The organism is Levilactobacillus sp. FUA 3915, from assembly GCF_044053135.1.
GTDB lineage: Bacteria > Bacillota > Bacilli > Lactobacillales > Lactobacillaceae > Levilactobacillus > Levilactobacillus lanxiensis.
Window position 1 is genome coordinate 1,168,334 of sequence record NZ_CP168704.1, and the last position, 23,789, is coordinate 1,192,122.

At 52.3% G+C, this 23,789-nt stretch carries 21 protein-coding genes; 10 read left to right on the forward strand and 11 right to left on the reverse strand.

The features are described from left to right. Positions 1-289: 289 nt before the first annotated feature. From gyrA to dnaA, 6 genes are all read right to left on the reverse strand, one after another. A complete protein-coding gene (gene gyrA, locus ACEPST_RS05640; protein ID WP_203646681.1) occupies positions 290-2,812 on the reverse strand; it encodes a DNA gyrase subunit A in 2,523 nt (840 codons plus the stop codon). Between the two features lie 88 nt (positions 2,813-2,900). Further along, positions 2,901-4,847 carry a DNA topoisomerase (ATP-hydrolyzing) subunit B gene (gene gyrB / locus ACEPST_RS05645; protein ID WP_203646582.1) on the reverse strand — a complete coding sequence of 649 codons (1,947 nt, stop codon included), beginning with the start codon at positions 4,845-4,847 and terminating at the stop codon, positions 2,901-2,903. A gap of 3 nt (positions 4,848-4,850) precedes the next feature. After that, positions 4,851-6,002, reverse strand: a complete 1,152-nt coding sequence (recF, locus tag ACEPST_RS05650) for a DNA replication/repair protein RecF (protein ID WP_203646584.1) — start codon at positions 6,000-6,002, stop codon at positions 4,851-4,853. Then, complete coding sequence (gene yaaA, locus ACEPST_RS05655; protein WP_203646591.1) at positions 6,002-6,229, reverse strand: S4 domain-containing protein YaaA; 228 nt, start codon at positions 6,227-6,229, stop codon at positions 6,002-6,004. The genes recF and yaaA overlap by 1 nt, the downstream gene beginning before the upstream one ends. A gap of 639 nt (positions 6,230-6,868) precedes the next feature. Beyond that, complete coding sequence (gene dnaN / locus ACEPST_RS05660) at positions 6,869-8,008, reverse strand: DNA polymerase III subunit beta (protein WP_203640143.1); 1,140 nt, start codon at positions 8,006-8,008, stop codon at positions 6,869-6,871. A 269-nt stretch (positions 8,009-8,277) separates the two neighbouring features. Next, the gene (gene dnaA, locus ACEPST_RS05665; protein WP_125764912.1) at positions 8,278-9,636 is read right to left on the reverse strand and encodes a chromosomal replication initiator protein DnaA; all 1,359 of its coding nucleotides are present in this window, start codon (positions 9,634-9,636) and stop codon (positions 8,278-8,280) included. A gap of 535 nt (positions 9,637-10,171) precedes the next feature. Between dnaA and rpmH the strand changes: the two genes are divergently transcribed. From rpmH to ACEPST_RS05705, 8 genes are all read left to right on the forward strand, one after another. Next, positions 10,172-10,306: a 50S ribosomal protein L34 gene (gene rpmH, locus ACEPST_RS05670; protein ID WP_081624573.1), complete on the forward strand. Its 135-nt coding sequence runs from the start codon at positions 10,172-10,174 to the stop codon at positions 10,304-10,306. 95 nt (positions 10,307-10,401) lie between these two features. Further along, on the forward strand, positions 10,402-10,758 hold the full coding sequence (rnpA, locus tag ACEPST_RS05675) for a ribonuclease P protein component (protein WP_125583415.1): 357 nt from the start codon (positions 10,402-10,404) through the stop codon (positions 10,756-10,758). An 11-nt stretch (positions 10,759-10,769) separates the two neighbouring features. Then, positions 10,770-11,603: a membrane protein insertase YidC gene (gene yidC, locus ACEPST_RS05680; protein ID WP_204120689.1), complete on the forward strand. Its 834-nt coding sequence runs from the start codon at positions 10,770-10,772 to the stop codon at positions 11,601-11,603. A 326-nt stretch (positions 11,604-11,929) separates the two neighbouring features. Beyond that, positions 11,930-12,721 (forward strand): RNA-binding cell elongation regulator Jag/EloR, encoded by a 792-nt coding sequence (gene jag / locus ACEPST_RS05685; protein ID WP_204120637.1) that lies wholly within the window; start codon positions 11,930-11,932, stop codon positions 12,719-12,721. A 262-nt stretch (positions 12,722-12,983) separates the two neighbouring features. Then, positions 12,984-14,378, forward strand: a complete 1,395-nt coding sequence (gene mnmE, locus ACEPST_RS05690) for a tRNA uridine-5-carboxymethylaminomethyl(34) synthesis GTPase MnmE (protein ID WP_204120638.1) — start codon at positions 12,984-12,986, stop codon at positions 14,376-14,378. A gap of 60 nt (positions 14,379-14,438) precedes the next feature. Further along, on the forward strand, positions 14,439-16,349 hold the full coding sequence (gene mnmG / locus ACEPST_RS05695) for a tRNA uridine-5-carboxymethylaminomethyl(34) synthesis enzyme MnmG (protein ID WP_203640140.1): 1,911 nt from the start codon (positions 14,439-14,441) through the stop codon (positions 16,347-16,349). A 391-nt stretch (positions 16,350-16,740) separates the two neighbouring features. Continuing rightward, positions 16,741-17,127, forward strand: coding sequence for a hypothetical protein (locus ACEPST_RS05700; RefSeq protein ID WP_204120639.1), 387 nt, complete (start codon positions 16,741-16,743; stop codon positions 17,125-17,127). 80 nt (positions 17,128-17,207) lie between these two features. Beyond that, the gene (locus tag ACEPST_RS05705; protein WP_204120640.1) at positions 17,208-17,471 is read left to right on the forward strand and encodes a type II toxin-antitoxin system Phd/YefM family antitoxin; all 264 of its coding nucleotides are present in this window, start codon (positions 17,208-17,210) and stop codon (positions 17,469-17,471) included. On the opposite strand, the gene ACEPST_RS05710 is transcribed toward ACEPST_RS05705, so the two are convergent. The 4 genes from ACEPST_RS05710 to ACEPST_RS05725 all read right to left on the reverse strand — a co-directional run bounded on the left by ACEPST_RS05710 (position 17,468) and on the right by ACEPST_RS05725 (position 20,793). Continuing rightward, on the reverse strand, positions 17,468-18,151 hold the full coding sequence (locus ACEPST_RS05710; RefSeq protein ID WP_204120641.1) for a YjjG family noncanonical pyrimidine nucleotidase: 684 nt from the start codon (positions 18,149-18,151) through the stop codon (positions 17,468-17,470). The two genes, ACEPST_RS05705 and ACEPST_RS05710, sit on opposite strands and share 4 nt — an antisense overlap. 190 nt (positions 18,152-18,341) lie before the next feature. After that, positions 18,342-18,608, reverse strand: coding sequence for a hypothetical protein (locus ACEPST_RS05715; protein WP_204120642.1), 267 nt, complete (start codon positions 18,606-18,608; stop codon positions 18,342-18,344). Between the two features lie 109 nt (positions 18,609-18,717). Next, positions 18,718-20,034: a branched-chain amino acid transport system II carrier protein gene (brnQ, locus tag ACEPST_RS05720; protein WP_374706458.1), complete on the reverse strand. Its 1,317-nt coding sequence runs from the start codon at positions 20,032-20,034 to the stop codon at positions 18,718-18,720. 111 nt (positions 20,035-20,145) lie between these two features. Next, on the reverse strand, positions 20,146-20,793 hold the full coding sequence (locus ACEPST_RS05725; protein ID WP_204120644.1) for an NAD(P)-dependent oxidoreductase: 648 nt from the start codon (positions 20,791-20,793) through the stop codon (positions 20,146-20,148). A 108-nt stretch (positions 20,794-20,901) separates the two neighbouring features. Between ACEPST_RS05725 and ACEPST_RS05730 the strand changes: the two genes are divergently transcribed. Then, positions 20,902-21,459, forward strand: coding sequence for a GNAT family N-acetyltransferase (locus ACEPST_RS05730; RefSeq protein ID WP_125764894.1), 558 nt, complete (start codon positions 20,902-20,904; stop codon positions 21,457-21,459). 119 nt (positions 21,460-21,578) lie between these two features. On the opposite strand, the gene ACEPST_RS05735 is transcribed toward ACEPST_RS05730, so the two are convergent. Next, positions 21,579-22,091 (reverse strand): acyl-CoA thioesterase, encoded by a 513-nt coding sequence (locus ACEPST_RS05735; RefSeq protein WP_204120690.1) that lies wholly within the window; start codon positions 22,089-22,091, stop codon positions 21,579-21,581. Positions 22,092-22,353: 262 nt separating this feature from the next. On the opposite strand from ACEPST_RS05735, the gene ACEPST_RS05740 reads away from it, so the two are divergent. Then, positions 22,354-23,595 carry a condensation domain-containing protein gene (locus tag ACEPST_RS05740; protein ID WP_204120645.1) on the forward strand — a complete coding sequence of 414 codons (1,242 nt, stop codon included), beginning with the start codon at positions 22,354-22,356 and terminating at the stop codon, positions 23,593-23,595. Positions 23,596-23,789: the final 194 nt, after the last annotated feature.

Sequence of the window (23,789 nt, forward strand, 5' to 3'; positions counted from 1 at the left end):
TCTCCTCCAGTCTAATTTCCGTTAAGCCTCATTAAGGCTAAGATACCAAAACGACAGGAGAAAGTAAACAGATTAAACCATATACAATTATTTAAATATTTGATATCAGATTGCTGATATATAAGCAATGATTAGGTCTTTTATTTTCTACAGATACTAACTAAATGCATTAACTACTTCCGCTAATAATTGGTTAGATGCATACAAATAGTCACCCCGAATTAATCATAATCCGCAACGACAAAAAGAGCCCCACCAAATTGGCAGAGCTCTCTAAAGTTCAATTTAATTAAGCTTCTGGTGCGTCGGAATCCGGCGCCGTTGCCTGACTATCGTCCGCAACTGGCGTGGTGGCCACGTCACTAGCTGAATCTTCAGCTGGTGCAGTGGTCTCGCCGGCAGTCGTGGCGTCATCATCAGCCGTCTCGTCTTCCTTGGCAACCTTCGCCATGGTCGCAACGGCCGTGTCATCGGCCAAGCGAATCAGGTGAACCCCTAAGGTTGCCCGACCCGTTTCAGAAACGTCAGCCCCGCTAAAGCGGATCATAACGCCCTTGTTGGTCACTAACATCAGGTCTTCGTCACCATTCAAGGTGGTCAACCCAGCTAACGGACCGTTCTTGGCGGTCACGTTCACAGTCTTGATACCCTTACCGCCCCGACCCTTGATTGGGTACTCGCTGGCAGCCGTTTGCTTCCCATAACCCTTTTCGGAAATGACAAACACGTGGCTGTCCGGCTTGAGGACGCTGGCACCGATGACGTAATCGTTCTCGCGTAAACGAATCCCGCGAACCCCAGTAGCGGAACGACCCATGGACCGAACGTCCTGGGACGCAAAGCTAACGGCATAACCCAAATGGGTCCCGATGATCATGTTGGCTGCGGCATCAATGATGTCGACGTCAATCAGTTCATCGTTTTCCTTTAAGTTGATGGCCTTCAGCCCATTGCTGCGGATGTTGGCAAACTCATCAACTGGCGTCCGCTTAACCGTTCCTTGCACAGTGGTAAAGAACAGGTCGCGTTGGCCATTGTTCCCAGGGTTAGCCACGTTGATCACGGCCTGAACGTGCTCGTCGGTATTGATACCGAGCAGGTTGATGACCGGAATTCCCTTGGCAGTCCGCCCGTATTCAGGAATTTCGTACCCCTTCATCCGGTAAACTTTCCCGGTGTTGGTAAAGAACAACAGCATGTCATGAGTCGACGTTGCGACTAAGTGCTCGATGAAATCATCATCGTGCACGCCCATGCCTTGAACCCCTTTACCCCCACGGTTTTGTGCCTTGAATTCAGACGTTGGCAACCGCTTGATGTAGCCGTTGTGGGTCAAAGAAACCACGACGTCTTCTTCAGCAATCAAGTCTTCGTCTTCCAAGCTGAGGACTTCACCGACCATTAATTCAGTCCGACGGGCATCCCCAAACTTGTTTTGAATATCGAGTAATTCTTGGTAAATGATGGCTTGTTGGCGTTCCTTGGATGCCAAGATTTCCTTGTCATCCTTGATAGCTGCCATGACATCATTGTATTCCTTCTCGACCTTTTCCCGTTCCAAACCGGTCAGGCGAACCAACCGCATGTCCAAGATGGCTTGCGATTGCTTATCTGACAGGCTGTAACGCGTCATCAATTCATTCTTAGCGACCTCGGCCGTTTGTGACTGCCGAATGATCGTGATAATGGCATCGATGTGGTCCAGGGCAATCCGCAACCCTTCCAGGATGTGGGCCCGAGCTTCAGCCTTCTTCAATTCAAACTGCGTCCGCCGCCGAATAACTTCCAGTTGGAATTCCAAGTAGTATTGCAGAATAGCCTTGAGGCCCAATACCTTTGGCGCCCCGTTAACAATGGCCAGCATGTTGATCCCGAATGAGGTCTGCATCAAGGTCATCTTGTACAAGTTGTTCAAAATGACTTCAGCACTGGCGTCACGACGAACATCGATCACGATACGCATCCCAGTCCGGTCGGTTTCATCGTTGACATCGGTAATGCCTTCGATTCGCTTGTCCCGGGCCAATTCAGCGATTCGTTCAATCAGCTTAGCCTTGTTGACCATGTACGGAATTTCCGTGGCCACGATCCGTTGCTTGCCGTTCTTTTCTTCTTCGATGTCGACCTTGGCCCGCAGCGTAATGGTGCCCTTCCCGGTCTCGTAAGCCCGGCGAATGGCGGCTTTCCCCATCACAATCCCACCAGTTGGGAAATCGGGACCAGGTAAAGCCTCCATCAAGTCAGCTAAACTGGCATCTGGGTTGTCCATCAAAATGTGCAGGGCACTAATAACTTCGGTCAAGTTGTGCGGCGGAATATTCGTTGCCATCCCCACGGCAATCCCGGAAGCCCCGTTAACTAAGAGGTTTGGGAACCGTGATGGTAAGACAACAGGTTCCCGTTCGGACCCATCGTAGTTATCTTGGAAATCAATCGTATCCTTGTTGATGTCCCGCAGCATTTCCATCGCAATTTTGCTCAGGCGTGCTTCGGTATACCGCATGGCAGCGGCCCCATCACCATCGACGGACCCAAAGTTCCCATGCCCATCGACTAACATGTACCGGTATGAGAAGTCTTGCGCCATCCGCACCATGGATTCGTACACGGCGGAATCCCCATGTGGATGGTATTTCCCAAGGACATCCCCAACCATCCGGGCAGATTTCCGGAATGGCTTGTCGGGCGTAATCCCCAGTTCATGCATATCATATAAAATCCGGCGGTGGACTGGCTTCAAGCCATCCCGCACGTCCGGTAACGCCCGTTGAACAATCACACTCATTGCGTAATCCAAGAAGGATGTTCGCATGGTTTGTGAAAGGTCAACGTCGGTAATCCGACCTAAATAATCTTGATCATCAGCCAAATTTTTACCCTCCGTTCTTGCCTAACACTGACTAAACATCCAACTCAGCAAAGGTGGCATTGTCTTCAATGAATTCACGCCGGGGAGCAACCTTGTCCCCCATCAGCATGCTAAAGACTTGGTCTGCGTTGATGGCGTCATCGGCGTCAACCCGCAAGAGCCGTCGGTTGTCAGGGTTCATCGTGGTATCCCAAAGTTGTTCGGCATCCATTTCCCCTAACCCTTTGTACCGTTGAATCTGAGGCTTGGGTGCTGGTGGTAACTGCCCCAGCAATTCCTTCAATTCATCGTCGCTGTCCAGGTAACGTTGCATCTTCCCTTGACGCACCCGGTAGAGCGGTGGGCAAGCGATGTACACGTAACCGGCATCCAACAATGGCCGCATGTAGCGGTAGACCAGCGTCAGCAGGAGCGTCCGGATATGGGCGCCATCGACATCGGCATCGGTCATGAGAATTAGTTTGTGATAGTTGGCTTTAGACACGTCAAAGTCGTTACCAAAGCCGGTCCCCATGGCGGTAAACAGCGAACGAATTTCTTCGTTGGCCAGAATCCGGTCCATTGAGGCCTTTTCCACGTTCAAAATCTTCCCCCGAATTGGCAGGATGGCTTGGGTCAACCGCGAACGGCCCTGCTTAGCAGAACCACCGGCAGAATCCCCTTCGACAATGAACAGTTCGGAAATAGCGGGATCCTTAGACGTGTTATCGGCCAATTTCCCAGGCAGGTTAGAGATTTCCAACCCACTCTTCTTCCGGGTAACTTCCCGAGCCCGCTTAGCGGCAACTCGGGCTTTAGACGCCAATGTCCCCTTGTCCACGACCTTACGGGCCACGTCAGGGTGTTCCATTAAGAAACGCATGAAGTGGTCAGCAAACGTGTGATCCACGGCGGTCCGGGCATCTGAGTTCCCTAACTTGGTCTTGGTTTGACCTTCAAATTGGGGATCCGGATGTTTCACGGAAACCACGGCGGTCAAGCCTTCCCGGACGTCATCCCCGGTCAGGTTAGGTTCGTTGTCCTTCATCAGCTTGTTTTGCCGAGCGTAATCGTTCACGACCCGCGTCAAAGCACGTTTGAACCCTTCTTCATGGGTCCCACCTTCGTAGGTGTGGATATTGTTGGTAAAGGTCAACAGGTTGTTGTGGTAATCATCAGTGTATTGTAAGGCCACTTCAACCGTAATCCCGTTCTCTTCCCCTTCAACGTAGATTGGGGGTTCGAACAGGGTTTCTTTGTTTTCGTTTAAAAAGTCAACGTAGTGGCGAATCCCACCTTCATAGAGGAAATCGTCTTCGGTTGGCGTTTCCGGACGTTCATCACGGATGGTGATGCGCAAGCCCTTGTTTAAGAAAGCCAGTTCCCGGATCCGGGTCCGCAACGTCTTGATATCAAACGTCGTCGTTTCCCGGAAGATATCTGGGTCTGGCAGGAAGTGAACGATCGTGCCATGTTGTTCTTCGGGCAAGCCCTCTTCGATCACCTTCATCGGAGAGACCACGTGACCCCGGTTAAAGGTCATCCCGTACTTCTTGCCACCACGAATAACTTGGGCATCTAATTCAGTCGACAGGGCGTTCACGACGGAAGCCCCGACCCCATGCAGACCACCGGAGACCTTGTACCCGCCACCACCGAATTTACCACCGGCATGCAAGATAGTGAAAACCGTTTCTAACGCTGGTTTCCCGGTCTTCTTTTGGATATCGATAGGAATCCCCCGGCCGTTATCGGTCACGGTAATACTGTTATCCTTGTTGACCGTCACGTGAATTTCGTTGGCGAAGCCCGCTAAGGCTTCATCAATCCCGTTATCCACAATTTCCCAGACCAAATGGTGCAGGCCTTGGGCGCTGGTCGAGCCAATGTACATCCCGGGACGCTTACGAACCGCTTCCAAGCCCTCTAAGACTTGAATTTGGCTGGCATCGTATTCCTTCGCCTGTTCTGCTTTGGTTTCATGTTCGTAATCAGCCACTGCCTAATCCTCCTTTGTTGCTGCGTCGTTGTCTGGCGACGCGTCGGCCACCACGGTCCCATCAGCCACGTGAAAAATGGTTGGGTCCTTAATCAGTTGGCGGGTGATACCGCTCAAACTGGTGGTGGTAATAAACGTTTGGACTTTATCCTGAATTGCCGTCAGCAAGTGGGTCTGCCGGGCATCATCTAGTTCAGAGAGCACATCATCCAGAAGCAACACGGGATATTCCCCGGTCTCTTCCTTCATCAAATCAATCTCAGCAAGCTTGACACTAAGCGCCGTGGTGCGTTGCTGGCCCTGTGATCCGAACGTTTGGACGTTCTTGTCATTGACCTGAAAATGCAAATCATCACGATGCGGCCCCACCAGCGTTGTCCCCTGGTAAAGCTCCTTGTCGCGTTGCTTAGCGTAAAGCGCCGTCAGCGCGGCACAGATGGTCTTGGCGTCCGTTAACTGGTCGTCAGGCACCTGTGTGGCGTAGTGAAACGTCAATTCCTCACGTTGTTGTGAAATTTCCGCGTGAATCGCCTGGGCCCAATGCTCCAGCTTGTGCAGCATGGTCAAGCGTTGCGCGATAATCTCAGCCCCGTACGCCGCTAATTGATCCGATAACACCGACAAAAAAAGGAGGTCCTTTTTTTGCTTGTGCTGGAGATCCTTTAGGTAGCGGTTCCGTTGTTTTAACAACGTGCGGTACTGACTTAGGTTGTAGAGGTAACGCGGATTCATTTGACCAAATTCCATGTCCATGAAGCGGCGACGCACGGACGGCGCCCCCTTAACAATGGCCAGGTCTTCCGGCGCAAATAGAATCACATTGAGCTGGCCCACGTACTGTGACAACCGGGCCTGCTCCAGGTGATTCACCTTGGCGCGTTTCCCCTGCCGCGAAAAAGTCAGCTCCAACGGTACCGACCCGGCAGCTTTGACCACCCGGCCACTGACCTTCGCCGTTTTGGCTTGCCAGTTGACCAAATCATGGTCGTTAGCCGTTCGGTGGCTGCGCGTCAGCGCCAACACGTAAATGGCCTCTAATAGATTGGTCTTGCCCTGCGCATTTTCTCCCAACAAAACGTTGATTCCCTTGCCCAGCTGCAGATCAGCAGTCGGGTAGTTGCGAAAATGCTGCAACTGCAACTCTTGCAAATACATTATTCACCCTGCTTTGAGCGTATAAAAAATAATCCTACCTCAGGTACGTCGACCGTATCGCCTGGATACAGCTTGCGGCCCCGCCGATTATCTGGCTCGTCATTGACGTTTACGGTGTTTTCCCGCAAATACCATTTGGCTTGGCCACCCGTACTGATAACGGATTCTTCTTTGAGCATCTGGCCCAAAGTCATGTAGGGCGTCTCAATGAAAACTTCTTTTTTCACAATTTCACCCCTTAATTTTCTTCTCTTATATTATACCGCTTTTTAACGAAAAGGTACAGATGAACAACCTTATTTTTGCCGTCTGAGACGATTTATACCATTCTTGATATTTTTGCTAAAAAACCGGTAAATTTGCTCAGAATCAAAAATAGCCCGGTTATGGCCGAAATCCCATAATTTTTAGCTTTAATTTCAATAAAAATCGTTATGTAACGTCTGACTCCGGTCAAATGCGCACGCAATGGGCTATTTTTGCCGCGAATTTAGCTTGGTTTCACGAGAAGTCTGACAGAAAATCGGTGGGCCTAACAACCTAATCGTCGGGCCGTCTCTCGTGAGGTGCACCAATCAGATTAGGAGGAACAGATTCTATGTTCAGGGCACCTAACCAGGCACCAGACCGTGGTCCACAAATTTTAGAAGCACTGGCCGACATTTTGGGAAACCACAGGCTGTGGCCAACAAAATAGGCCCTAATTAGAACATCTGCCTGATTGTTTCAACCTCTTGTCTCAGGATACCGCCTGCTCGCCACCCCACTTTCCTTTTCTCTTCATCACGAGCAGCGCACAGAAAAACGCCGTCTCCTCAACGGGAAACGGCGCTTGTGAATTGGCTTGTGAAACTGCTTGTGAAATTTTAGAACGTCCGCACTGGCGTGATCAACTGAATAAAGTTGCTGGTATCTTCAGTTGGCACCAACGTGAATGGCCGCAAGGCTGAGGTGAAGGCCACGCGAATCGTGCTTTGGCCAAATGACCGCAGCGCATCCTTCATGTAATCAGGGTTGAAGGAAATTTCGAGGTCTTCCCCATCAAGCGCTTTGGGGGCTAATTCTTCTTCAACATTCCCGACATCAGGTGAGTTACTGAAGATGGTCACTTGGTTATCGGCTGGCGTCAACGTTAACTTAACCACGTTGTTCCGGGATTCGTGAGACAACAGAGAGGCCCGTTCAACGGCGGACAACAATTCTGGTGCTTCGAATTCAACAGTCGTGGAGGCTTCCTTGGGAATCAACCGCGACGTGTCAGGGTAATTGCCTTCCAGTAAGCGTGAGTAGAAGGACGTGTCGCCCAACAAGAAGAGGACTTGGTTTTCTGAGAATTGCATCTTCACGTCAGCCTTGTCATCCCCGATCATCCGGGACAATTCGGTCAGACTCTTCCCAGGAATAATCACGTCGAAGGTGGCATCACTGTGCGTTGGCAACGCAATTTGGCGTTGGCTCAACCGGTGACTGTCTGTGGCAACGGCTAAGAACTGGTCCTCAGACAAGACGAAATGAACCCCGGTCAGGATTGGCCGACTTTCTTGGTTGGAAACGGCAATGACCGTTTGCCCAATTAATTCTTTGAAGACGGCTCCGGATAAGACCACGGAATCAGCCGCGTCAATTTCTGGTAAATGCGGATAGTTGTTGGCATCTTGGCCGTTGATGTTAAAGGCAGCGGCACCAGAAGTGATTTCGGTTTGGAACCCGTCTTTAACTTCTACGGTCATTTCCTTTTCGGGCAACCGTTTGACGATTTCACTGAAGAACCGGGCAGTTAACACGATGGAACCAGGTTCATCAATGCTTAACCCAATATCAGGATCATCGGCCCGAATCAGGGTTTCAATAGAAATATCGGCATTGGATCCCGTTAAAAGTAACCCTGCGTCACTCGCAACGATTTTTAACCCCGTCAAAATGGGAATCGTGGTCTTCGATGAGATAGCACGGGAGACGTTGTTCAGTTCCTTAATGAACGCAGCCCGGTTGATGGTGAATTTCATAAACTGACACTCCTTTTCGTGGTGCGGGTAGTTTAACTTAATTAAAAGAAAAAAATAGTAGCCGTAGTAGAGCGGTGTATTCTGTGGATAACTTTGAGGAACATCCTGTGTTACTAGTCTTTCCACCTGTGGATAACTTGTGGATAACTTTGATGTTTTTAGAATCTTATCCACACCATGGTCGGTGCGACCCAATTAATCATACCGCAGTTGGTCACAAAAAGACCGTCGCGAGTCTGCCAAAATTGGGTGACCCGGGACGATCCGTCCTAGCGCCGCAGTTCATCTTTGAGACTATCAATATCTTTTTGAAGCTCGGCGTCGGTCTTCAACGATTCGGTAATTTTATCGTAAGCGTGGATGACCGTGGTGTGGTCCTTGCCGCCAAACTCGTTTCCAATGCGGGGCAGCGATGCCTCGGTCAGTTCACGAGAAAGGTACATGGCAATTTGCCGGGGCATCACGATGGCTTTCTTCCGTTTCTTCCCCTTTAAATCCTTGAGGGAAACGTTAAAGTAGTCGGCCACGCGGTCTTGGATCACGGGAATCGTGATGGCATCACTGGCATTAGCCAGGTTCAAACTCTTCAGGGCTTCTGCGGCCAAGTCAGTGGTAATTGGCTGGTGCATCAACTGCGAATAAGCCTGAACGCGGGCCAGTGCGCCCTCTAATTCACGGACGTTGGAATCGATTTGCCCGGCAATATAGCTGAGCGTGTCGTCGGGGATGTCAATTTGATCGGCATCGGCCTTGTTCCGTAAGATAGCGATTCGCGTTTCCAAGTCTGGCGGCGTGATATCCACGGACAATCCCCAGGCAAACCGCGAAACGAGGCGGTCTTGCAGCTTAGGAATTTCGTTGGGTAAGCGGTCAGACGTCAGCACGATTTGCTTGCCGTCGTCATAGAGGGCATTGAATGTATGGAAGAACTCTTCTTGCGTTCCTTCCTTATTAGCAAAGAACTGAATATCATCGACCAGTAGCAGATCAACGTTGCGGTACTCCTGACGAAACTGCTCCTGCGTCCGAGTTTGAATCGCATTAATAAAGTCATTCGTGAAAGCCTCGCTAGTCACGTATTTGACCTTGGTGTCTGGGCGATCTTCTAGCATTTTGTTGCCAATCGCGTGCATCAAGTGGGTCTTGCCCAACCCAACGCCACCATAGAAGAACAGCGGATTGTACATCACGCCGGGTTCTTCGGAGACCACCAAGGCCGCAGCATGGGCCATTTGGTTGCCTTTTCCGATGACGAAAGTGTCAAACGTGTAGCGGGAGTTCAGCGCCGTTTCCTTCATAAAGGTTGGCGTGGGTTCGGTTGGGACGGCTTCCCCTGGGGTCGCGGTCTTGGCCTTGAGCGTCGCTTGTTGCTGACGCTCCCCTTCCAAAATAAGAACGGGCTGAATATCTTCGTGAGCGGCTTGGTATGCGTATTCTACCAATTGCTGGTCCAGGTGTTGATGGGTCCAGTAATCACGATGCAGGGGTGATGGGAGTTCCAACGTTAATTTGTTGCCGTTCAGGGCAATCGGCTTGGCTGTTTCAATCCAAGTCGCGTAGGCTGTCGTCTGGCTGTTTTCTTTAAACAGCTTTTTGATGTCAGCCCACAAAGTTAACATATCTGGCACTGATGTATCCCCCTATTTTAGTTTAGATGCTCATTTGACGTTTGGACGGACTCCGACCAAACGAAAACGTAAGTCCAGTGTAGCATGAAGAAAAAAAGTTTTCCACAGGGTATTGTGGGGTGTGCATAATTGTTTCACAGGAAGTGAATAGAGTTATCCACAGGGTTGTGAGAAACTGTGGATAAAACTCGTTTAATATAGTTATGCACAGCCATCTGTGGACTTGAAACACGACAGTAACAAGTGTTTCACAAGTTATCCACAGAACACACAAATCCTAATTTTTAGAAATAAACAGGCTGTGGAACAGTGGATAACTCGGTTGGCAAGTCCGGAATAACTTTTTCGAAAAAGTTGAGTTATCCACAAGCAAAGTGCATGAAACAAATTTTAGTGGGCACAACTTTTTTTATGAAATGCCAAGTTGCTGTTTCATTTCTCCTTTCTTTATGCTATTATGTTCAGGAAATGCATTTAGTATTTGTCTGGCAACACCAGATAAAAAATAGTCATAGATAAGAGAGGAGATTTTACGATGAAGCGCACTTTCCAACCAAAGAAACGTCACCGTTCCCGTGTCCACGGCTTCCGCAAGCGCATGAGCACTAGCAATGGCCGTCAAGTATTAGCACGTCGCCGTCAAAAGGGACGTAAAGTATTGTCTGCATAGGCCGCTGAAGCTTCAGTGGTCTTTTTATTTTATCTGCGGGGAGACTGGAACACCAATCCCGCGCGGACTGTAAATCGAGAATTTTGGAGATGCACATGCGAAAATCTTACCGCATTAAGAAAGAAGCGGAATTTCAGCAGGTCTTTGAAACCAGGAATTCAGTCGCAAACCGGCAATTCGTGGTCTACTCAATGGAAAAACCTAACCAGAAGCACTTTCGGGTCGGCATTTCCGTCGGGAAAAAGATTGGTAACGCCGTTCACCGTAACTGGGTGAAGCGCCGGATCCGGCAGAGCCTTCTCGAGTTGAAGCCATACCTGAAACAGGATGTGGATTTTCTCGTGATTGCGCGGCCCCGAGCGGACGGTATCAGTATGCCCGATGCGAAAAGCAGCATGATTCACGTGTTAAAGTTAGCGAAACTACTGGATTCCAACTATAGCGAGGAATAAACGTGAAAAACGTGAAAAAGTACAAACGTACCCTACTTATGCTGGGCATTGTGAGTTTGGTCTTTATCCTCTCTGCTTGTAGCAACAAGCCAATCACCAATCAAAGTACCGGGATCTGGGACGGTTTAATCGTCTTAAACTTCTCGCGGGCGATTATCTGGTTGGCCAACTTGTTCGGCGGCAGTTACGGTGTCGGGATCATCGTCTTCACCATTATCATTCGGGTGATCTTGTTACCATTGATGATCTTCCAAACGCGCAGCATGCGGAAGACCCAAGAGGTTCAACCTCAACTGAAGGCCCTCCAAAAGAAATATTCGTCTAAAGACCGCGAAACCATGGCTAAGTTGCAGTCCGAACAACAGAAGTTGTATTCGGAAGCCGGCATCAACCCCGTGATGGGGTGCTTGCCAGCCTTGGTTCAACTGCCAATCATCTGGGCTTTGTACCAGGCCATTTGGCGGACGGCCGTTCTGCGGTCCGGGACCTTCCTGTGGTTACAATTGGGCCACAAGGACCCGTACTTCATTTTGCCAATCTTGGCGGCCTTGGCCACGTTCGCAAGTTCGTGGTTAACCACCAAGTCAGCACCGGAAACCAACTCCATGAACATGATGATGGTTGTCGGAATGCCCGTGGTGGTGTTCTTCACCGCCTTAAACGTGGCTTCGTCACTGTCCCTGTACTGGACGGTTTCCTACATTTTCCAAGTGGGCCAGACCTTACTCATTCAAAATCCGTGGAAGATTCAAGCGGAACGCGATGAGAAACAAAGAGAAGCGTCCAAGCATGACCGTGCCGTTAAGAAAGCTGTTCGGCGGGCCAAGCAAAGTAAACGTAAGTAAATCAATTAAAAATGCATTTCTGAGTCGTCCTGGCAATTTGCTAGGGCGGCTTTTTTGTCGTTGTTAGTGAAACCGGGTAATGGTCATTCGTTCCCGACGGCGGATTCAACCTGCCCAGCTATGGGGCCGGTTCCACTAATGTTGTAGCTGACACTTATCCGACGCATCGCAGTGTTTCTTGCGAACCCCCAGCGTCCACTTAACAATCTCAGGTTCACCTCCTTTCAGTGGGGTGTGCGTGGCTCTGCAACGAACATCCGAGTAACGGGGACCTGACGCGTTATGGTATACTAGTGCTTAGCGAAAAAGACATGGAGGAATGGACGATGACGATCTACACGGGGAAAACGGAAGAGGCAGCGATTGCGGCGGGACTGGCCGCACTGAATACGAGTCGCGACCAAGTCGTAACCAAGGTGGTCACCGCTCCACGAAAGGGCTGGCTGGGAATCGGCCGGCGTGATGCCATGGTTGACGTGACGTTGAAGCCCGTTGCCAAGGAAATGGCCGCAGAAAAGGCAGCACCAGTAAAAGCAGCGCCACGGTCAGCGGGCACCGAACCCAAGACTAAGCCGGCGCCTGTCACGGCCAAAACGGCGACTGAGCCAGCACAACCGGTTGCCCCTAAACCGGAACCGGTCGATCCCGCTAAACGCCGTCAGCAGCGTCAGGCGGCCATAGACGGTGTCCAGGATTACCTGGCGACCATCGTTGAACAGCTCGGCATCGACGCTACCCTCGAGGTCGAAAGCACGGCGCACCGGCAGATTCACTTGTCCTTTACGACCGACAAGGAAGGCCTACTGATTGGGAAGCATGGTCGGACCATCAACGCCCTGCAGAGCCTGGCCCAGCTGTACTTGAATCATCATGGCGCCGCTCACGTGGACGCTGTGTTGGACGTGGCGGGTTACCGCGAACGGCGGACGATTACGCTATCTCGGCTGGCAGAAAACACGGCCCGCGAGGTTGTGGCGACTGGTAAGCCCATCTATTTGGACCCGATGCCCTCATTTGAACGCAAACAGATTCATGCCGTCCTGGCAAAGAACCGTTACGTCACGACTTATTCGGCAGGGAAAGAACCCCACCGCGCCGTTGTGATCGAGCCAGCTTAGTTTCTGTTTGACAAATGAGGCGTTAGCCCTTATAGTGAAGACAATCATTCTTATCAAGTTTACGATAAAGTAGTGAAAGTACTTTATCCACGCACAGTTAGGTGGCGTGGAGTAGGTGCTTTTTTTTATGGCGTTAAATGATACGCCCGGTGCGTTAAGGTTTGATAAGAAAACAAGCATGTAACCAATACAAGGATAATCAAGCCAGGTCAAACGGGTGGTTAGCACCTGCTTGACCCGCAGATAAAAAGGAGGATGGCTCATGGCAGTCACCGCAACAGAATTTGATACGATTGCAGCAATTTCTACCCCGCCTGGTGAAGGGGGCATTTCCATCATTCGGTTGAGTGGAGAAGAGGTCTTCGCCGTTGCCAGCAAGCTATTTAAGGGGGCCGATTTGACCCAGGTTGGGAGTCACACGATTCACTACGGTCACATCATGGACCCCGAAACCAATGAAGAGGTCGATGAGGTCATGGTCACCGTGATGCGGGCGCCTAAGACCTACACCAAGGAAGATATCATCGAGATCAACTGTCACGGGGGTATTGTGGCCACGAACCGGATCTTACAGCTGTGCCTGAGCTATGGCGCACGGTTGGCCGAACCCGGTGAATACACCAAGCGGGCCTTCTTAAATGGCCGAATCGATTTGACTCAGGCCGAGTCCGTGATGGACTTGATCCGGGCCAAAACGGATAAGTCGATGAAGGTGGCTTTAGACCAACTGGACGGGGATTTGTCTAAATTGATTCGAAATTTACGGCAAGACATCCTCGATGCCCTGGCCCAAGTCGAAGTTAATATCGACTATCCCGAATACGATGACGTGGAAACCATGACCACCAGAATGCTGCTAGAGAAGGCCCAAGAGGTCCAAAAGCAGATCAAGGTGCTCCTGTCCACGGCTAAGCAAGGGAAGGTCTTACGCGAAGGGTTAGCCACGGCAATCGTTGGCCGGCCTAACGTCGGGAAGAGCAGTCTGTTGAACCACCTGTTGCATGAGGACAAGGCCATCGTGACCGACGTTGCCGGGACCACGCGTGACGTGATTGAGGAATACGTCAACGTCAAGGGTGTCCCGCTCAAGCTGATCGATACGGCTGGGATTCGGGATACACAGGACAAGGTCGAAAAGATCGGGGTTGAACGCTCGCGGAAGGCCATTAACACCGCCGATTTGGTGATGCTAGTGCTGAACGCCAGTGAACCGTTGACCGCCGAAGACCGTGAGCTGTTAACCGCCACGGCTGACACCCAACGTATCCTTATTTTAAACAAGACGGACCTGCCAAAACAACTTGATATGACCGCAGTGAAGGCTGCGGCCGGTGATAGCCCGATTATTGAGACGTCCATTTTACAAAGTACCGGGATGGATCAATTGGAATCCACTATCGCGCATCTGTTCTTTGATGAAGGCATCGAGTCCAGCCAAAACACCGTGATGGTCACGAACGCCCGGCACATCGGTCTGTTACATCAGGCCAATGACGCCCTGGATGACGTGCAACACGGTATCGCGGCGGGGATGCCCGTCGATCTGGTACAAATCGATATGACGCGGGCTTGGGATCTGCTCGGTGAAATCACCGGGGATAGTTACCAAGACGAGTTGCTCGACCAGTTGTTTAGCCAATTCTGTTTAGGCAAATAAAACCATAAAAGAGACCGCTTGGCCGCTCCCATCAGCGACTAGGCTTGGAGGGAAAGAAGCATGACTGAAGTAATTGCATATCCCGGTCAGGACTACGACGTCATCGTCGTGGGTGCCGGCCACGCTGGTAGCGAAGCCGCATTGGCCGCTGCTAGAATGGGCAACAAGACCCTGTTAATGACGATCAACCTGGACATGGTGGCCTTTATGCCATGTAACCCGTCCGTCGGGGGTCCAGCTAAGGGTATCGTCGTCCGTGAAATTGATGCTTTGGGTGGCGAAATGGGCCGTAACATTGACAAGACCTACGTCCAAATGCGGATGCTCAACACGGGTAAGGGCCCAGCCGTCCGCGCTTTGCGGGCACAGGCTGACAAGCACGCCTACCATGCTGAAATGAAGCACACCATCGAACGCGAGCCCAATTTGACCTTGCGTCAGGGCATCGTGGACGACCTGATTGTGGAAGATGGCGTCTGCAAAGGAGTCATCACCAACACCGGGGCCCACTACAGCGCCAAGGCTGTGGTCATTGCGGCCGGTACCGCTGCTCGCGGGAAGATTATCATCGGGGAACTGATGTATTCTTCCGGCCCGAATAACTCCCAACCAGCCACCAAGCTGACGGCTAACCTGCCTAAGTACGGCTTTGACCTGGAACGGTTCAAGACTGGGACGCCACCACGGGTCGATGGGAACACGATTCATTACGATGAAACCGAGGAACAGCCGGGTGACGTGGAGCCGAACCACTTTAGCTTCACCACGCCAGACAGTGCCTATTTGGACCTGAAAAACCAGCTCTCTTGCTGGTTGACCTACACCAACCAAAAGACGCATGAAATCATCAAGGCCAACCTGGACCGCGCCCCTATGTTTACCGGCGTGATCGAAGGGGTCGGCCCCCGTTACTGCCCATCCATCGAAGACAAAATCGTCCGGTTCGCTGACAAGCCCCGGCACCAACTCTTCTTGGAGCCAGAAGGCCGGAACACCGACGAATGGTACGTTCAGGGCCTTTCAACTTCGATGCCTGAAGAAGTGCAACAGAAGATTTTGCACTCCATCAAGGGGTTAGAGGATGCCCAGATGATGCGGCCAGGCTACGCCATCGAATACGATGTCGTGTCGCCTTACCAATTGCGGCCAACGCTGGAAACGAAGCCGTTGAAGAACCTGTTTACCGCTGGTCAGACCAACGGGACGTCCGGGTACGAAGAGGCGGCGGGCCAAGGACTGTTAGCCGGTATCAACGCCGGTTTACGGGCCCTGGGCAAGCCAGGCTTCACGTTGAAACGTTCTGACGCCTACATTGGGGTCATGGTCGATGACCTGGTTACCAAGGGAACGAACGAACCTTACCGTCTGTTGACGAGTCGGGCCGAATACCGGTTGATCTTGCGGCACGATAACGCTGACCTGCGTTTGACGGCCAAGGGCCACGAATTAGGCCTGATCAGCGACGAGCGCTATGCAGATTTCTTAGCCAAGAAGGCTGCCTTGAAGGCTGAACTGGACCGGTTAAACAGCATTCGCATCAAGCCAAGCGCTGAGATCAACGCCTTCATTGAGAGCCATGGCGACAAGCCGTTACAAGACGGGGTTCTCGCTGCTGTCTTCCTGCGGCGGCCATACGTTGACTACCAAACGTTGGCACAGTTCATTCCAGCACCTGAACAGCCGTTAGACCGCCACATCATTGAGGAAATCGAGATTTCCCTGAAGTACGCCGGCTACATCAAGAAGGCTGAGGACAACGTGGTTAAATTGAAGCGGATGGAAGCCAAGGCCATCCCTGCTAAGATCGACTACGATGCCATCGACGGGCTCGCAACGGAAGCCCACCAAAAGTTGAAGAAGATCCAACCCGAGACGTTGGCCCAGGCCAGCCGAATCAGTGGGGTCAACCCCGCCGATATCGCCATCCTGAGCGTGTACATCGAACAGGGGAAGATTGCCAAAGTTGACTAGTTAACCCGGAACTAGCGAGTCGTGTGGGCGGTTTTCTGGGTAAAAGCCTAGTCACCCGAGTGATTCGTTAGTAAATAAAAATAGGACCCACATTGGTTAGAAGTTTAGCCAATGCGGGTCCTATTTGTTATTAATAATTAATTATTGAATATAGATATTGATAATTAAAAGTATAGTATACAAGACCTTTACCAATTCTTTGCAGAAACACAACAGTCGTCCGGTAAAGTGGGGGATGTAGTGAGACAACCAAGAGAGTGGCGCACTGATGCGGGTGACTTGGTCGACTCGGTTTGTGCGACCCCCCTTAATCTTTGAAAAATAGCCTGGGGCAACACCATTTAGGGGCAATCGGTGGGAAGCTGCTGGTTGAAAACAAGGGGCGTTTTAGATGCAAACGAGTCTGTTGATCATCGGCATCATCTTGGCGTTAGCCAGTCATTGGCAGCATCATCGATTAATTGCGCAGTTACACCAACGCGGCAGCCAGCTCAAAGGACAGCTGGCCCGCAACCATACGATTTACCACGGATTGCTGTACCTAGGCGTCCTGTACGTGGCACTGGGACTCTGGCACCCCACGTGGCTGAATGCACGGGTACTGGGCCTGCTGTCGATTGTCAACGCCGTGGCTATCGTCATTGGCTGGTATCAGCGGCGGCAACACCACTATCCAGCGGCTTCGCGTCGATTATGGCACCAACAGGCTTGGTACCTCCTCGGCAGTCAGCTCCTACTGGCCGCTGTTTTGCTGGGGACGCTGCTAAGCCGCACCTAAAATAAATGAGATTGCCGTCCGTTAGCGGGTTGGAGTGCCGACGCTAACGGGCGCTTTTTTACCCCAGAGGAGGCGTTTTCGTGAAACACTATACACCGTTAGCTGCACAACAAGATTTAGATGTCATTCTGGCCGCCGTTCACCGGCTTCAGGAGACCGTCGTCATTACCCCCACGGATGGGGATGATACGCAAGCCGCCGTCCTGTTACCCAAACGTGAGTGGGAAGCGATGGCCGAGCTGGCGTTTTTGGTACAACCCAGCGTAACCGACACCACGCCCAAGCTCACACCGACACCCCGGCGCTTTGAGCACGTAGATATGGAAAATATGGAGTGGGGCTAGTCGAGAATTAAAGGCGTGAGTCCGGCGTAGGAATCCACCTCAAAGGTGGGCCGGAACGCTGCTGGATTGGCGGTGTGGTGGGGATTGAACCAGACGTTGGCCAAGCCAGCGTTGATAGCGCCCTGGATGTCAGAGCGCAGACTGTCGCCGACCATGAGCGTGTTCGTCGCCGTCATCGCTGGATAGGCGGCCTTGATGGGCGCGAAGAACCGTTGGTCGGGCTTGTCGTAGCCGACGTCTTCGGAGATGTAGATTTGATCAAAGAACGTGGCAATGCCAGATCCCGCTAACCGGCTTTCTTGCACGGACTTGGTCCCATTAGTCCCCGCAATCAGCGTCACGCCGGCCTGGGCTAGTTGCGTCAGCAAGACCGTGGCACCGGGCAGCGTGTAGTAGTTATGGTTGAGCATGCTCTTGTACTGGGCCTCGATGGCGGGGCCATCCACGATCATGCCAAATGCAGCGAAGGTCCGGGCAAACCGGGTGTCCAGTAAAGGACCACGGTCGGCGCCCTGTTCGATGCGCTGCCAGATGCCGTGATTGATGGTCAGGTAGGTGTTCATGGCGGCCGGCACGTCGGGGGCACCATACTGGTTGAGAATGGCCGTCACACCTTCCGTTTCGCCACGCGTAAAGTCGAGAAGGGTATCGTCGAGGTCAAAGATTGCGTATTTTTTCATGAGGAGCCGCCTTTCGAAACGTTTTTTTGAGTTTAGCATAGATTCAGGGATTCGCAAGGCACGGCCAATTTAAAAGGCAGCGGACCGGTTGCCATGACTGAAGCAGTTCAGTCGTGGCGACCAGTTCGCTGTTTTTTGTGATTCCAAAAGAAAAAGGCCTCATCATCGTGGGGATGACGGGACCTGGTGGTTAGGCGCCGCTACCAAGGGCGAACGCCTTAACGATAGAGAGAACCAAAAACGTAATTTGAACGCCGAGGTCAATACGGTTAAGCGAGTGGCTGTCGGCTGTGCTTTCAAAGACATTGAAGTGAAGCATCGCCGTAATCAACGAACTGAAACAAAGAAAGGCGGCTAAAATGGGATTGCTAGCGAGTAACATCGCGACTAGCATCACCAATGTTAGGATCATAACGCCAATCTTGAGTGGGGTAGCTGGGTAACGTACGTGAGTCATCCGAAACACCTCGTTTCACTTAATGAGAATATGGCCATACGATTAGAACTTACGTCTATTTTACCAGATTTTCTCATTTAATGGGAGTGAAACGACGATAATTTTTTCGTTAATTGGTGTGACGGTCCAAAAGACGGCTCATCAGCCAGCCGAGAAGACAGCCAATCAGTGCCGGAACCGCCCAGCTAAACCCTTGTGCAGCCAGTGGTAGGCGATTATTTAACGCCAGAATCCCCTGGGCCCAGTCGGCTCGTTGCCAGGCGGCAGGCAGAGCGGCCACGGCGGAGAAAATAGCCGGAATCAGGGTGAAGAGCATCCCCAGGCCAAAGAGCCAGCGGCTGGTGCCCAGAATCGGTGAGCACACGGCCAAGATGATCAGGACGATGGCCAGTGGATAGAGGAACATCAACACGGGTGTCGAATAGCTGATCAGCTTGGTCAGGCCAACGTTGGCAAATAAACAGGGGAGTGCCGCAGCGAAAATGGTCAGACTCACGTAAGATAGCCGAGGAAACAGGCCGTGAAGCGTGTCGCCAAAGGCTGAAATCAGGCCAATCGCCGTCTTCAGGCAGGCAATGATCACAATCAGTGCGAGCAGGAGATTCCCGAACGTCCCGAAGTAGTAGTCGGCAATCTGGGCGAGGGTGATGCCCCCATTTTCCGCAACGGCAAACTGGCCGAGGCTCATGGTCCCCATCAGGGCTAGCAGCGAGTAGATGATCCCCATGAGGACCACGCAGATGATGCCGGCCTTGATGACGTCCCTGGCAATCTGACCGGGCTCAGTCACACCCAGTTGGCGAATGCTATCGATGACGACGATGCCAAAGGCCAGGGAGGCCAAGGCGTCCAGCGTGTTGTAGCCCTCCGTGAAGCCGGTTGCTAGGGGGCTGGCCACGTACGCCCCGCGCGCCGCCGCGTGAAAGCCGCCCATGGGTTTGATGAAGGCCGCCAGCATCAGGAGACCCAGCAGCACGAGAAAGGTCGGTGTGAGCCATTTGCCAATGTAGACCATTAGCTTACCGGGATTCCGGGCCAGGACCCAGGCGACCAGGAAGAAGAGTACGGAGAAAATTGCCAACGCCCACCCCTGTTGCGCGGGATGGACGAACGGCGCCAGACCAATTTGAAAGGAGGTCGTGGCGAGCCGGGGGAGCGCAAAAAATGGACCCACGGTGAGGTACAGCAGGATGGTGAAGGTGTAGGCAAACGGCCGGTTGACCTTGGTTGCCAGGTCGAAGACGCCCTCGCTACGGGTCAACCCAATGCCGGCGACCCCCAGGAGTGGCAAGCCAATCCCCGTGAGCAGAAGGCCGACGATGGCCGCCCCCACGTGGCTACCAGCCTGTTGGCCTAGAAAGACGGGGAAAATTAAGTTGCCGGCACCGAAGAACAGCCCGAACAGCATCATGCCGATGAACAACATTTCTCGCCAATTTAATTTTGTTTTCAAAGTAATCGCAACTTTCTATGTCAGAGTTTTACCGCAGACTAGCATACCAAAAAACGCCGCCAGATGATATGGCGGCGTAGCGGTTTAGTTATCTGCTACCGTAAAACGGGTCTGGTGGTGTTGGGGGTTCTCAAGCTCATCCAAGATGGCAACGGCCATGGTGCCGGCACTAGTGCCGCTTTCGCCTTGGTCATTGGCCAACAGCTCATCGGTGCCTAATTTGGCTGCTGTGGCCTCGCCGGGATGGAAGTTGGCGGCAGGAGAGACGCCAAACCAGTTCACGTTGTCGACGTCGCGTAAGAAGGTTAATTCCTTCAACTGGTTCTGGGGAACACTAATGAAGCTAGCGGCCTCAGGTGCCTGTTCCAGATCGTGCACGAACAGGTGATGGTCGTCGCCGGTCAGCAGGCTGCCTGCGCCCAAAATGAAGGCTAGACGGGGCATCGTGGTTTCCCGCAACTGACTGACCAGATGAGTGGCCAAGTCTACGTGCAGGTAAGCCTGAGCGGGGGCGGTCGCAAATGCATCAACCACCACATCACTGGCGGTGAGGTCAGCGGTCGTCAGTTGAAAGGCGTCTTGGGTGCGCGTCGTCAGGTTCGGGTTGGCCGGAAGCTTCGCCAATTTTTCCTCTGAGCGGGCCAGGGCCGTGACACTGTGACCACGTTTTAAGGCTTCGGCAACAATGGCAGAGCCGGCCATCCCGGTGGCACCAATAACAGTAATTTTCATAGATGAAAGTCCTCCTTTTTTCGTTGCGTTTAGTATAGGCTAGTTGGTCGGTAGCGACAACGATTTTAACCTGTGGTAGAGTAAAAGAAAACAGAGGGGGTCACGACCATGAAGGACGTGGTACAAGGTAGCTTGGTACACTTAACAGAAATGCGGGACGGGGATGCCGAATGGCTCCAGGATACGCAGTGGGAGCCCGGCCTGCTACGTAATTTATCGGCGGACGCCTTTCACCCGTTTACAGCGGCGGAATACAGTGAATTGGCCGCGGAACCCGACAACAATGAGCGCTTCTTTTTCATGGTGCGGGCCAACGCCGATGACGGGTTGCTGGGCTGGGTCATGCTAGACGACGTGTATTTTAAAAATCGGCGGGCAACGTTGGGTATCGCCCTGCCAGTCGCCAGTGATCGTGGCCAGGGGTTCGGTGAAGATACGCTGAACACGGTGCTGGCATTTGCGTTCAACGAACTCGGCCTGCACAAGGTCACGCTGGAGGTCAACGCCAATAACGTGCCGGCCATCCACGCCTATCAGGCGGTCGGCTTTGTGCGTGAAGGCATCAATCGCGAGGGTGTCTACCAGGATGGCCGCTGGCTGGACCTGTATTCGTACGGCATCCTCGCCAGTGAGTGGCAGGATGTTTCACGTGAAACAGAAGAATAAGTGCTGAAAAATGGTCGACAGTCCCTGGATTATGGGGATGTCGGCCATTTGGTTTGTGATTAAATTGGAGATGAATTCTGTACGAGGGACTTAGTCAGAATGTTTCATGTGGAACATCCTTAAATGGGCCACGGGGACTCGATGGAGACGTGGGCATTCAAGTCCGTCTGTTCGCTCCGCCGTTCCTTCCGTTGGGCATTTCGTTTGGCGTAGCCGGCACAGATGTAGCGTTGTTCATCGGTCACGGGCGTCATTGGTGGCAGTGGATAAGTGGATGTCGTGTCCTCAATCACGTAGGTGATGAAGCAGGTGAAGCCGACGAAGCGTTTGCCGGTCGTCAGGTTCTCGCCGATGATCTTCACGAAGACTTCTAGCGAACGAGTCCCCGTGCCACTAACATAGGCTTCTAGGCACATGGAGTCGTCCAAATGGAACGGTTTGAGGAAGCTGACGTGGTCGAAAGAAGCAGTTACAACGGTCTTGTGGGTCAGGCGGACGGCTGCTACGGAAGCGCTATCATCTACCAGCGACAAGATTTTACCGCCAAAGACGGATTCGTGTTCGTTTAAATCTGGTTGAAAGACCCGGTGGCTGGTCACGATGAGCGTGGCATTGCAGGAAACGGGCGTCATTACATTAGTCAAATTGGTTCACCTCATTAATAGAATAACCTTTGGCTGGGACCCGGCGAGCGGAGTCGGTGCTCGTGGTGGATGGTTAATCGCCCAGCCAAATGGCGTTGCACTTCCTCCATTCTAACAGAGTGGGCTGTAAACGGCGATAGGGGCCGCAAGTTACAGCTTTATTAATTTTTATCAATATCTATGTGAAATAGGCGAATGACGCCGGCCGGCTTGCTATACTGAACGTAAATTAGTAAGGAGGGGTGTTTTCATGATCTATCATGGTGAACCGTTGGACTTGATGCCAACGCTGGATTTGGCGGAAACGTACCCGTTACTCGAGTGCACACTGAGCCTGACGCACCCCATTGACGTTGCGCGGCTAAAAGCAGCCGTTGCGACCACCCAAACAGTGGTCCCTCAAGTGTTGGGCCGCTACAACTTACGCTGGAACCGCTTTGAAGATGCGGCGGATTCCCTAGACCAAGTGATTGAAGAAATCCCGGCGATTCACGACCCGGGGCGGGGCAACCTGGACGTTTTGACCGGGCCCCAATTAAAAATTCAGGTCATTCACCATCCGGCTTACGACGCCCTGCGCCTGTCAATGAGCCGCCTGTTAACGGATGGCGAGGGCTTTAAGCATTACCTGTACCTGTTGGCTGCGGCCTACGATGGCGAGGACCTGGCTAACTTTATCAATGAGCGTAGCGTGCGCAAAATTTTAGCCCATCTGCGCCATCCCCATCGGGCACTGCCAACGTTGAATGGCAACTCGGACGAGACCTTTCCGAGTCTCCAAGGGGACGTGCACCATCACCGTGGCGAGGCGACCATCCCCCGGGTGGTGAGTCGGCGACTGCGGCAACGGACCCAGACGGAAAATGTGACAATGAATGCCATGCTCCTGTCGGCTTACGCGCTGTCGCTCTTTGCTTTAACTGGTGAAAAGCAGCTGATTATTCCCTATCAGGTCGACCTACGTTTACACGGCCCAGTGGCCGCCAGCAACGTGGTTCAGGTCGCCAACCTGACTAGCGAAATGCCCATCCCGATTACGGTTGAAGATGGCGACCGGCTAGGCGACGTGGTCCAACGCACGCAAGCCACCATCAGTCGGCTACGTGACGAGTTGGCCTACCTGCCACCACTGGTCGAGTTGAATCGCATGAGTCGGGCGCTGCCACCGCAACTGGTGCGGCGATTGGCCGAAAAGCACCGCCCGCAAGCGGCCATTTCGTTTGCTAACTTCGGTCATATTGATCACACCCGCTTGGACTTTGGTGGCGTGGCGGTCACGCAGATTTACTTTGCTGGGGCTTACCGCACGATGCCGCATTTCCAGCTGACCGTGAGCGTGTATCATGATGCCTGGACGTTAGCCTTCCGCATGTTGGGGTCCGAACCGGACTATCAATTAGGCATAAAAATTTTAAAGAACGTCGTTGCCCAGCTGACACAGTGGGGGCGCGAGGATCTGCCGGACAACTGCCGACTAGCTGACGAAGGCTAGGTAGTGGTTATGCAGACACGAAAAGGGACTGTGACGGTTGTCACAGCCCCTTTTGTCAATCCAATTAAGGTGAGTGCCGCTAGTAACGCCACGTCCTTTGGGGGGAGTGCGATTCGTTAACTGGCGTGATCTGCATTTTTAGTGGACGGCCTTAATACGTTGTTTCACTTGCAGTGTAGCATAGGTCGCTGGTT